The following is a 12,072-nucleotide window of genomic DNA, read 5'->3' on the forward strand; positions in this document are numbered from 1 at the left end:
TAGATATCCTATCGTTAGAAAGCTTATATTTTCATGGAATACTTTTGCGGACTAGTAAGAAGCCTCTTTCAATATCACTTATTACAATATTGCCACTTTCAAAATATGGATAGACGTTCCATGCACCATTAAAACTGGCACTATTATTTGATGGGTAGGAATCAAAAAAACCAATTTCAGTAATATTTTTATTTCCAATATCAGAAATGTCGAGTACTCTAATTCCGGCACTATAATTGGCTAGATATAATAAGTTCCCTTTTACATATCCATTATGATCGATAGCTGGTGTTGTTCCATTATATATCATATGTAATTTGGGATTATCTAAATCTTTAAAATCAAAGATGATGGTTCGGGTATTAAAACCTACCTTTTGTTCATCGGTTTCATCACCAAGCACAAAATATTGCATATCTTCTGTAAACCATCCTTGGTGTGTGTACCCTACATCTGGATATTTAATAGTTGATATTGTAGTAGGATTATTTTTATCAGTAATATCCGCGATTACGATTTCTATTTCATTGCTGCCTATAAGAATTTCTCTGCCTATATAATCTGTATCGGGTCCTTGGTAATTGATTGCTTGGGCATCATGGCTATAGGCACTTTCACCAGAAGAAAGAAAACCTCCTACCAAAATAGGGTCTTTAGGATCTTGAATATTAACAAATACGGGACCTCCCTGAAAAGTTCCAGATCTACTGGTTCCAACAGCATATGCAAACCCAGAATCTTCATTAATAACAATATTATGAGCACTACCAAAATCAGTGAAATGAACATCTGCATCAAAAGTTTGAGGAGGGTTAGATATATTTCGTAATCTAGTTAGATCAAAAACTTGCATACCGTGGTTAGTAGCTTCGCTTACTATAAAAGCATGATCTCTATATACTTTTACATCTCTCCAAGAACTACTTACCGTTGCGGTTGGGAGTTTACCTAAGTAAATTGGATTATCTGGTGTAGAAAGATCTATAAATGCAGTACCATTATTTAATCCAATAAGTGCATATTCTTTTCCTGTAGATTTATCTGTCCAACCCCAACTATCATTACCAGAGCTAGCTCTCATATCTGCCAAGGTTATTCTGGATACAAAATCATACCCATTACAAAGGTAAGTACCACGGGCAATACCGTTTTTACAAAGATTAGAAACATCAGGATTTGCGGAGGTAATGATTCCTGTTTCTATTGTTGTTTCATTATCATCATCTCCACTACAGCCCAGAAGCATAAAGAGGAATAGAAAAAAATGATAAATGTTAGGGCAACTTCTCATAGTGACTGCTATTTTAGTAAAAATACAAAAGTATTATGTTAAAATCAGGCATTGAAAGTAAGGCTATGTAGGTCATACCAACACCAGTAACATGATATAATTGTTATTGGATAAAAGTGGTGTTCCAGAAATCATAGTATTAATTTGTTCTGGTGTAATGTAAAGTACACCTGGAAATTAAAAAATAAACACAAAAAATGTAGCTGATAAAAAGGGATGTTACCTAAATTTGCAAAATGATTGAAGATAAAAACACACCAAGGACCCCGCTATCTGAATTAGGAGAATTTGGGCTTATTAGTCATTTGACTAAAAATTTTAAGATAAAACAAAAGACAACGACATTAGGTATAGGAGATGATGCTGCAGTTTTGGGTTTTGAGAATAAAAAATGTGTATTGACAACTGATTTATTAATCGAAGGAGTACATTTTGATTTATCTTATGTTCCTTTAAAGCATCTCGGATATAAATCGGTAGTTGTAAATCTTTCTGATGTATATGCAATGAATGCTACAGCCACACAGATTACAGTATCCATTGCGGTGTCAAACAGGTTTCCTTTAGAAGCACTAGAGGAATTGTATGCAGGGATTGAGACTGCCGCAAAAATTTATAATATAGATGTAGTAGGAGGAGATACAACTTCTTCGACAACAGGATTACTTATTAGTATAACTGCTGTTGGTCATGCAAATGAAGAGGAGCTGGTGTATCGCAGTGGAGCCAAAGAAAATGACCTTTTGGTTGTAACAGGAGATCTTGGTGCTGCTTATATGGGACTTCAAGTACTAGAAAGAGAAAAGCAAGTATATGAGGTTAACCCTAATTCTCAACCTGATTTAGATCAATATACTTATTTAATAGAAAGACAACTTAAACCAGAGGCGAGAAAAGATATTTCTGGACTACTCAAAGCTCTTGAGGTAAAGCCAACAAGTATGATAGACATAAGTGATGGACTATCATCTGAAGTTATTCATCTTTGTACGCAATCTAAAGTTGGAGTGAATTTGTATGAAGAAAAAATACCATTAGATCCTACAGTTATATCTGCATGCGAGGAATTTAAGTTAAACAGTACTACAGTTGCGTTAAATGGAGGTGAAGATTATGAATTGTTGTTTACAATCAAACAAGAGGATTATCCAAAAATCAAAGCAAATCCTAGCCTTACAGTTATTGGTCATATAACAGATCAAAAAAGCGGAATAGGACTAGTGACCAGAGCTAATGAAAAGATAGAAATGAAAGCTCAGGGATGGAATCCAATACAAGATAAAAATGATTAAGAAGCTGCCTGTAATGTAGAATCAGGATTTGTTCTTGCTAATTTTTTGGCATGCACAGAGGCTAATGCATTATTAATTTCTTTTAATTTAGGAGTCATGGCTTCTAATCGACCTCTACTATTGGTTGTAGCTTGCTCACCACAATGCGAACATGTATATTCTTTAATATGATGGGTAACGTTTTTTGAAAGGACATAGTTGTGACCAAATAGGGAGCAATATATTTTTGAAAAGGAAAAGGCAGAGCTAGGGGTAGTATTTTTCATTACTTTTTAGGGGAGTTAAAGATTCACAAAATAGGGTTATAGGTTCATTATCAGTACAATAATAATGTTTTTTTTGTTATTAACCATAGTTTTGTAAGAAAAATTTGTCTTAAACTATTGGTTTTTAACTTTAAAACCCTTTAAAAAGTGTTTTTGACCATTAAAAAGGTATTTCGTCTAGTGTTTTTTTTGTTTACTACATTAGGTTGTAGGGCTTACCTCTGGGTATCTATGTTTTTGAATTAACAGAGCTTAAAAAATTATCTAATTCTGTTAAGTATTCATCTTTATTTTCTAGATATGACATGTGTCCCCCATCAAAACTAACAAGATTGATTTTATAGAGTTCAGCTTCCGTTTTGTTTTGCTCATATAATAGTACAGGATCTTTTTTTCCTGCAAATATGATTTTGGGACCTTTAAAGTTGGTTAAAACTGATGTGCGGTCTTTTCTAATTTTCATACCTTCTAAAGCAGAAATAATTCCTTGTAGCGGAATTTTAGAAGCTAGTACTTTTATCGTGTTTATTTCATTAGCGAATCGTTGTTGGTTTTCTTTGGCAAAAAGATTAGCAATAGCCATACTTGTATAAGCGTTAGGGTTATTTTTTACAATAGTAATGGCTCTATCCCTATTTGTTTTTCTTTCTTTACTATCTGGAAGTGATGTAGAGTTGAGTAAAACTAACCCAGAAGTCATATCGGGGAAAAGATCAATACAAGCTAAGGCTACATAACCTCCCATAGAATGACCTATAAAAATTGCGTTAGAAATATTTAAGTCATCCATAACCGCTTTGACAGCTTGTGCCATATCTTCCATTGTATGAATATATCCTATACACTCGGTTTGGCCATGACCTAACAAATCGATAGAAATGCAATGATATGAAGTAGATAGATGGTTGATTGTATCTTTCCACATAGAAGAATTTTCTAAAAACCCATGTAGAAAGATAATAGGTGACCCTTTTCCAAAGGTGTTATAATTTATTTTAATCCCTTTGTATGTTAATATCATTTTGAAAGTTTATTTTTAGGCAAATAAACGTAATTAATGAGATTTAATAAAGAAACTTTCGTTGCAGGATTTGCATTATTTTCTATGTTTTTTGGAGCAGGGAACCTTATGTTTCCGCCACTTCTAGGTTTTAAGTCGGGAGATGCATGGCTAATGGTAGTTATTGGGTTTGCTATATCTGCTGTGGTAATACCTATACTTGGTATTTTTGCACATGCCAGATTACAAGGCACAATGTTGGATTTTGCAAAAAAAGTATCTCCATTGTTTAGTCTAATATATTGTATTTTGGTATACATAATTTCTATTACGTTACCTTCTCCAAGAACCGCTTCGGTTACTCATGAAATGGCAATCGAACCTTTTTTGGGAACAAGCCCCTGGTTAACCAGTACTGTTTATTTTATTCTGGTATTGCTTTTTGTGCTTAATCGATCCAAAGTACTTACGCTATTAGGCAAGTTTCTTTCACCTGTTTTGTTTATAGTTGTACTTAGTATAATATGTGTTGGTATTTTTTCTGTACACAACCCCGTTATAAATCCTACAGAATTTAAGACTCCATTGGTTAAAGGGTTGTTAGAAGGATATCAAACTTTTGATGCCATAGGAGCTGTTGTAGTAGGAGGGGTGATTATAATTTCACTGAAAATGAAAAAGGGAGATAACTTTAAGCAAAATAAAGGGCTAATTATAAAATCAGGGATTGTTGCTGGATTGGGGCTTTTAATTATTTATTCTGGGATGATTTATAGTGGAGCACTATTTAATACTCAATTTGATACGGAGGTTACTCGCACAGAATTGTTATCTGGATTAAGTCTAAAAACTCTAGGTAAAATCGGAAAAGTTTTCTTGAGTATTTTAGTTAGTTTGGCATGTTTTACAACTGCAGTGGGTATAGTAACCGGGACTGCAGATTTTATAAAAGGGATATTTAATAATTCTCAAAAAGCATATTTTTTCACGGCGGTTATTGCTTGTGTTTTAGGAGTTTTAATGGGGCAGTTTGATGTACACTATATTGTTGTTATAGCAATACCTGCACTCATGTTTATTTACCCTATTACAATTATTTTAATTATACTAAATGTACTACCAAATAAATTTACTTCAGCAATAGTATTTAGAGCAGTAGTTTTGGTAACTATTTTGTTTAGTATTCCCGATTTTTTGGGATCCATAGGAATGAAAGAGTTTATACGTCCTGTTTTAGAAACCCTTCCTTTTGGCATGTATAGCTTAGCATGGTTGCTTCCTGCACTGGTCACGTTGTTTTTAATGAATATCCTTTCATATTTTAAAAGAGGGAATAATATATAATTTTGTCTACGAGGTAATTAGGGGGGATTTCCCCTTTTTTACTATCATAGTTTTTATTACTTTCGTGGCGGAAAACAACTAATCAATTATTTAAAGGAAAGGAAATCTATGAGAAAAATAATTACTCTCACTTTTATTGCATTACTTTTATTTTCATGTGCTAATGATGATAATTATGTACCTATAGCCACAGATTTGGATATAGATCTAAAAAATTTATTAACCGATGTTTCTGAAGAGAAAGGTCTAGCATACTTCATTTTGCCTCAAAGTGATGATTATCTAAACATACCGCAAGACCCACTTAATCCAATTACCAAAGAAAAGGTGGATCTAGGAAAGCTTTTAATGCATGAGACCGCAACAGGAGGTAAACCAAAAATTAATGAGATGAAATCTACTTACTCTTGTGCCTCTTGCCATCAGGCAGCAGCTGGGTTTAGCTCTGGACTAAGACAAGGTATCGGAGAGTGTGGTGTTGGTTTCGGAACAAATGGTAATGGTAGGGTTATAAATACGAATGTTCCTGTTGATTCAGTAGATATTCAACCACTTAGATCGCCTACCGTTCTTAATGTGGCGTATCAGGATGTTATGCTTTGGAATGGACAGTTTGGTGGTACAGGAACCAATGCCGGAACAGAAAGTAACTGGACCAACATTCAGGAGAATTTTTTAGGATTTCAAGGTGTAGAAGTTCAAGCTATAAAGGGGCAAGGTGTCCATAGAATAATGATAGATGAAGATTTTGTAAACACTTTTGAATACAAAGCAATGTTTGATGCAGCTTTTGGTGATGTTGCAGAAAGCGAACGTTATTCAACAAAAAATGCAGCACTTGCAATAGCCGCATATGAAAGAACATTATTAGCTAATAAATCTCCATGGCAAGACTGGTTAAAAGGAGATTATAATGCTATGAGCGATGTAGAAAAAAGAGGAGCTATTACTTTTTTTGGTAAAGCAAAATGTTATGAGTGTCATACTGGACCGGCATTAAATGATAAAAGCTTTCATGCTTTTGGGATGGGAGATTTTGATAATTCTGATAAGGCACTAGTTCTGGATACTGAAGGTTTTGAAGCAGTCAAAAAAGGAAGAGGAGGTTTTACAAAAAAACCAGAGGACAACTATAAGTTTAAAACTCCGACTCTTTATAATTTGATTGATAATGGTTTTTATGGTCATGGAGCAACATTTACGTCAGTAAAGGATGTTATCGTATATAAAAACAATGGAATCCCGCAATCGACCGAAGTGGTAGAAGAAAACTTAGCGACACAATTTGGAAATATTGATTTAACAGATCAGGAAATCGATGACCTTACAGTGTTTATAGAAAATAGCTTGCAAGATACCGATCTTACAAGATATGTTCCTGAAACACTAAATTCTGGGTTTTGTTTCCCAACTAATGATGTACAATCTCAAAGTGATTTAGGATGTAATTAGAAAGGGTGTACGGATTTTTTAAACTTAATTTAATGTAGCAATCCACCAGGTATTACCAAATGGATCTTGAAAACCAGCCCCTCGGGCTCCGTAATCTTCTTCCATTGGTTCCATCAAGGATTTGGCTCCAGCATCAATTGCTTCAAAATAAGTTTGATCGGTATCCTTTACATAGACATACATAGATCCAGGATGCGCAGGGTAGTATTGTGATGCTTCTGTAAGAAGAATAGTGCTATCTCCAATTTTGATCTCAGAATGCTGTATTCTATTATCAGTATCCATGCGACGTATCATTTCTTGGGCATGAAATATTTTTCGAATAAAATCGATAAAGTCTTCTGCTTTTTCGACAACTATATACGGCATGGCCTGCTGATGTCCAGCAGTAATTTTCATTCGTTGCATAATGTATAAAAGAGAGTTTTTATACTGAACGAAAGAACTAAGGAAAATATTCTACTAAACTATAAAAATATAGTTTTCAGAGAGTTTTATAAAAAAGTCCGATTTGGTTTTGAAACCAAATCGGACTTTTTTCTTCTTAAGAATATCAAACGTTATTTACGCCTCATTCATTAACTCTTCAATTTCTTCAGCCTCAATCGGGATATTCCCCATTAGGTTAAAAGGCTCTCCTTTTTCCTGGATTATAACATCGTCTTCTAACCGAATCCCGAATCCTTCATCAGGGATATAAATTCCTGGTTCAACGGTAAATACCATGTTTGCGCTCATAGGTTCTGTAAGGATACCATAATCATGAGTATCTAGTCCTATATGATGAGAAGTACCATGCATAAAATACTTTTTGTATGCAGGCCATTCTGGATCTTCCTTTTGTACATCAGCTTTATCTAAAAGCCCTAGACCCAATAACTCCGAAGTCATGATTTTACCAACTTCGATATGATAATCGCCCCAAATAGCACCAGGAACCAATAGCTTTGTTGCTTCATTTTTAACCCTAAGTACTGCGTCATAGACATCTTTTTGGCGTTTGGTATATTTTCCTGAAACAGGTATTGTACGAGATAAATCACTAGAATAATTAGCATACTCAGCGGCTACATCCATAAGAATTAGATCCCCAGCTTTACACTGTTGATTGTTCTCTATATAATGTAATACATTGGCATTATTTCCACTAGCAATTATAGGAGTATAGGCAAAACCTTTGGATCTATTATTTACGAATTCATGTAATAATTCGGCTTCAATATTATACTCCCAAACACCAGGCTTTACAAAGCCTAAAAGTCTACGAAATCCTTTTTCAGTAATATTACAAGCGGTTTGCATTAAATCAATCTCTATAGAATCCTTTACAGAACGTAATCTTTGTAAAATAGGATTGCTTTTTGCTACACTGTGTGCAGGATATTTTTCTTTCCACCATTTGGTAAAACGATCTTCTCGAGTTTCTGTTTCAACATTTGAACGATAGTGTTCATTGGTATTAACATATACTGTTTCACATTGCGTCATTATTTCGAAGAAAATCTTTTCCAGATCAGTAAGCCAGTATACGGTTTTAATTCCTGAAACCTCAAGAGCACGTTCTTTAGTTAACTTTTCTCCTTCCCAAATTGCTATATGCTCATTAGTTTCCTTAAGAAATAAAATCTCACGATGCTTTTCTTTAGGAGCATCAGGAAAAAGTAATAACACACTTTCTTCTTGGTCTACTCCACTTAAATAAAAAATATCTCTATGTTGTGCAAAGGGCATGGTGCTATCTGCACTAATTGGATATATGTCATTACTATTAAATATAGCAATGCTATTGGGTTTCATTTGTGCTGTGAAATTTTTCCTGTTTTTAATAAACAAATTTCTATCTATCTGGTGATATTTCATTGTCTGCGATATTATTTAATTGCAAATCTCATGGCTTTATATACCTGCCAGGAGTTAAGGATATTGATTTTTTTCAAAAATAAGATTATTATTTACGTAATAAAAAAAGGAACTCATTAGATTTTGAGTTCCTTTTTAAAAATTCAATGATTCCTGACTTTTTATGTTAAAGAGAATATATCTTATTTACTTATCGCATTTTTGATTAAACCAATTATAGCCATCAATACACCACCTCCTACACCACCACCGGCTATACTTCCTAATATTCCTGATAAATCCATGCCGCCAGAAGTATCAATTCCTAAATAACTTAGTAGGTATCCTCCGATACCACCTCCAAGTATTCCAAGAATAGAGTTTCCTATTCTGCCAAAAGATGAATTTTTAAGTAATGAACCAGCGATGTTTCCTCCAACAGCTCCACTTATCAGTTGAATAATTAATGGTAAATACTCTTCCATGATTGTATGTTTTAATTAGTTAGTATATAATAAATTAACTAAAAAAATACGAGAAAGACAAAAAATACCTTTTTTCGTTGTTGATTTATATATTTGTTTTTTTTGAAATATTGTTAAACAATGTCTAAAAATTTTGAGATTTATTTAACAATATATACTTTCAGAGCCATAAACATCTTGTCAAAATGAAAACACTCACTTCCTCTCTTTTCTCTTTATTGTTCTCTACTTTTATTTTTTCGCAACAACCGGCTACTAGTGCGGATGTGGTTTTAAAAGGACTGGCGAGTAAAAAACAATTAGAAAATTCTTCATTAGTAAAAAATGTTCCTTTTAAAAACATAGGGCCAACAGTAATGAGTGGTCGTGTAGTAGATGTAGATGTAAACCCTGATAATACCACAGAATTTTATGTGGGGTATGCTTCTGGAGGATTGTGGTATACGGTTAATAATGGTATTACCTTCGAACCTGTTCTGGATTCAGCCGAAACCATTAATGTAGGAGATATTGCAGTAGATTGGAAAAACAATGTTATTTGGGTAGGTACAGGAGAAAATAACTCTTCAAGATCATCCTATGCAGGAACAGGGATTCTAAAATCAACAGATAAAGGTAAAACATGGGAAAATGTGGGACTGCCCGATTCACATCATATTGGTAGAATAATTATTAACCCTACAAACCCCGATGAAGTAGTAATTGGAGTAACAGGACATCTATACTCTACTAATGATGAACGAGGAGTGTATAAGACTACAGACGGAGGGACTACATGGCATAAAACATTGTTTATTAATAATGAGACCGGGATAATTGATCTGGCTGTTGCTCCTAATAATTTCAAAATAATGTATGCCGCTGCCTGGGATAAAGATCGAAAATCCTGGAATTTTGAAGGTAGTGGATCTGGATCTGGTATTTATAAAAGTACAGATGCAGGTATGACCTGGAACAAAATCTCTACAGAAGCCAGTGGTTTTCCTACAGGAGAAGGAGTGGGTCGTATTGGTCTTGCAGTTTTTGATGAAAATACATTGTATGCAGTACATGATAACCAGTTTAGAAGAGAAAAAAATGAAACTAAAAAAAGCGGTGCAGGATTAACCAAGGATGATTTTAAGACAATGTCTAAAGAAAGCTTCTTGAAACTGGATGATAAAAAGCTAAATGCATTTCTAAAAACAAACGGATTTCAGGAAAAATATAGAGCGGATAATTTGAAACAACTGGTTAGAGGAGGTACAGTTGCCCCTATCGATCTGGCAAAATATTTAGAAGATGCTAATGCTATGTTATTTGATACACCTGTGATTGGAGCAGAGGTATATCGAAGTGATGATGGAGGAAAATCCTGGAAGAAAACTCATAGTGATTATATAGATGATGTTTTTTTTAGCTATGGATATTATTTTGCGCAGATTCAAGTAAACCCATCAAATAAAGATCATGTATATATATCTGGAGTACCCATTTTAAAATCTAAAGATGCTGGAAAAACATTTACAAGTATCAACGGTAAAAATGTACATGCAGATCATCATGCGTTGTGGATTAACCCCAAAAACCCAATGCACTTAGTAAATGGTAATGACGGTGGAGTAAATATCTCATATGATGACGGTAAGCACTGGATGAAAGCTAATCAACCTAGTGTGGGACAATTTTATGCCATAAATGTAGACCATGAGAAACCGTATAACGTATATGGTGGTTTACAGGATAATGGAGTTTGGGTAGGAGCGCATAATGCTGTAGAAGATGATTCGTGGCATCAAACTGGTCACTATCCTTGGGAAAGCATTATGGGAGGTGATGGTATGCAGGTTCAGATCGATAATAGAGACGCTAATATTGTGTATACAGGTTTTCAGTTTGGAAATTATTTTAGAATAAATAGATCAAAAAATAAACAAACATATATTCAGCCGAAACATGAATTGGGAGAATCTCCCTATAGGTTTAATTGGCAAACCCCAATCTTATTATCCTCTCACAATCAGGATATTTTATATCTTGGAGGTAATAAGTTAATGCGATCAATGAATCAAGGTGATGATTGGACTGCGATTTCTAACGATTTGACTAATGGAGGTAAGAAAGGAAATGTAGCCTATGGCACCTTGACTTCAATATCAGAATCTCCACTTCAGTTTGGATTGATATATACAGGTAGTGATGATGGATTGGTATATGTCACTAAAAATTCTGGAGGGAGTTGGAACAAAATTTCAGATTCTCTTCCAAAAGATTTGTGGGTATCCAGAGTGATTGCGTCTTCTCATAAAAAATCAAGAGTATATGTTACTTTAAATGGGTATCGCTGGGATGACTTTACTCCTTATGTATATGTAAGTGAGGATTATGGTCAGAATTGGACAACTATAGGAAGTAAATTACCAATATCTGCAATTAATGTGATCCAAGAAGATTCTGAAAATGAAGATGTACTATACTTGGGTGCTGATAATGGAGCTTATGTATCTTTGGATAGAGGAGCTACTTGGCAAGCTTTTTCTGGTGGATTGCCTAATGTAGCAGTTCATGATATTGTAATTCAACCAGAAGCAAAGGATTTACTGCTGGGAACACATGGAAGAAGTATTTACAAAACTAATATCAAAGCAATCCAATCTCTTAATGATGAGATTATGAAAAATGGATTGTATGTTTTTGAAATACCTGAAATAAAGTGGTCAGAACGATGGGGCGCATCTTGGAGCAAATGGTTAGCTTCATATGAACCATCTACTACGATTAAGTTTTATGCGGGAAGCTCAGAAGACTTTTCAATTAAAATTACCACAGAAGAAGGAATAGTATTGCAGGAGATTTCGGCAAAAGGAGATAAAGGACTGAACTATGTAATGTATGACCTGACAATATCAGAAAAAGGGAAGAAAACTCTGGAAAAAGAATTTCCTGATGAAGTGATTTCTAAAAGAAAAAATGGAAAATATTATTTACCTGTTGGAAAATATAGCATACAAATAACTAATGGGAAAGTATCTGAAAAAAGAACCTTTAATGTAAACTAAGATTCGAGTAATACTATATAAGTTTGGGTTATAGAGTATATTAGTACCATAAAAACTCTAATTGT

10 protein-coding genes are annotated in these 12,072 nt (G+C 34.1%); 4 read left to right on the forward strand and 6 right to left on the reverse strand.

All coding sequences use genetic code 11. The annotated features are described in order from the left end of the window. Positions 1-31 precede the first annotated feature (31 nt). On the reverse strand, positions 32-1,291 hold the full coding sequence (locus C1X07_RS06295) for a choice-of-anchor B family protein (protein ID WP_103069134.1): 1,260 nt from the start codon (positions 1,289-1,291) through the stop codon (positions 32-34). A 236-nt stretch (positions 1,292-1,527) separates the two neighbouring features. Between C1X07_RS06295 and thiL the strand changes: the two genes are divergently transcribed. Then, positions 1,528-2,583 carry a thiamine-phosphate kinase gene (gene thiL, locus C1X07_RS06300; RefSeq protein WP_103069135.1) on the forward strand — a complete coding sequence of 352 codons (1,056 nt, stop codon included), beginning with the start codon at positions 1,528-1,530 and terminating at the stop codon, positions 2,581-2,583. Here the strand turns inward: thiL and C1X07_RS06305 are convergent. Further along, positions 2,580-2,849: a hypothetical protein gene (locus tag C1X07_RS06305; protein WP_103069136.1), complete on the reverse strand. Its 270-nt coding sequence runs from the start codon at positions 2,847-2,849 to the stop codon at positions 2,580-2,582. The two genes, thiL and C1X07_RS06305, sit on opposite strands and share 4 nt — an antisense overlap. 229 nt (positions 2,850-3,078) lie before the next feature. Next, the gene (locus C1X07_RS06310) at positions 3,079-3,870 is read right to left on the reverse strand and encodes an alpha/beta fold hydrolase (protein WP_103069137.1); all 792 of its coding nucleotides are present in this window, start codon (positions 3,868-3,870) and stop codon (positions 3,079-3,081) included. A 36-nt stretch (positions 3,871-3,906) separates the two neighbouring features. On the opposite strand from C1X07_RS06310, the gene brnQ reads away from it, so the two are divergent. Both brnQ and C1X07_RS06320 read left to right on the forward strand, forming a co-directional pair. Continuing rightward, the gene (gene brnQ / locus C1X07_RS06315) at positions 3,907-5,193 is read left to right on the forward strand and encodes a branched-chain amino acid transport system II carrier protein (RefSeq protein ID WP_103069138.1); all 1,287 of its coding nucleotides are present in this window, start codon (positions 3,907-3,909) and stop codon (positions 5,191-5,193) included. 108 nt (positions 5,194-5,301) lie between these two features. Beyond that, positions 5,302-6,645, forward strand: a complete 1,344-nt coding sequence (locus C1X07_RS06320; RefSeq protein WP_103069139.1) for a cytochrome-c peroxidase — start codon at positions 5,302-5,304, stop codon at positions 6,643-6,645. A 24-nt stretch (positions 6,646-6,669) separates the two neighbouring features. Here C1X07_RS06320 and C1X07_RS06325 read toward each other — a convergent pair whose 3' ends face one another. The 3 genes from C1X07_RS06325 to C1X07_RS06335 form a co-directional block, all read right to left on the reverse strand. After that, positions 6,670-7,053, reverse strand: a complete 384-nt coding sequence (locus tag C1X07_RS06325; protein WP_128755208.1) for a VOC family protein — start codon at positions 7,051-7,053, stop codon at positions 6,670-6,672. A 156-nt stretch (positions 7,054-7,209) separates the two neighbouring features. Further along, positions 7,210-8,505, reverse strand: coding sequence for an aminopeptidase P family protein (locus C1X07_RS06330; RefSeq protein ID WP_103069141.1), 1,296 nt, complete (start codon positions 8,503-8,505; stop codon positions 7,210-7,212). 182 nt (positions 8,506-8,687) lie between these two features. Continuing rightward, positions 8,688-8,969: a hypothetical protein gene (locus tag C1X07_RS06335; RefSeq protein WP_103069142.1), complete on the reverse strand. Its 282-nt coding sequence runs from the start codon at positions 8,967-8,969 to the stop codon at positions 8,688-8,690. A gap of 185 nt (positions 8,970-9,154) precedes the next feature. Between C1X07_RS06335 and C1X07_RS06340 the strand changes: the two genes are divergently transcribed. Then, positions 9,155-12,007 (forward strand): VPS10 domain-containing protein, encoded by a 2,853-nt coding sequence (locus C1X07_RS06340; protein WP_103069143.1) that lies wholly within the window; start codon positions 9,155-9,157, stop codon positions 12,005-12,007. Positions 12,008-12,072 lie beyond the last annotated feature (65 nt).

Origin of the sequence: Aquimarina sediminis, assembly GCF_002895435.1 — a bacterium.
Taxonomy (GTDB): Bacteria; Bacteroidota; Bacteroidia; order Flavobacteriales; family Flavobacteriaceae; genus Aquimarina; species Aquimarina sediminis.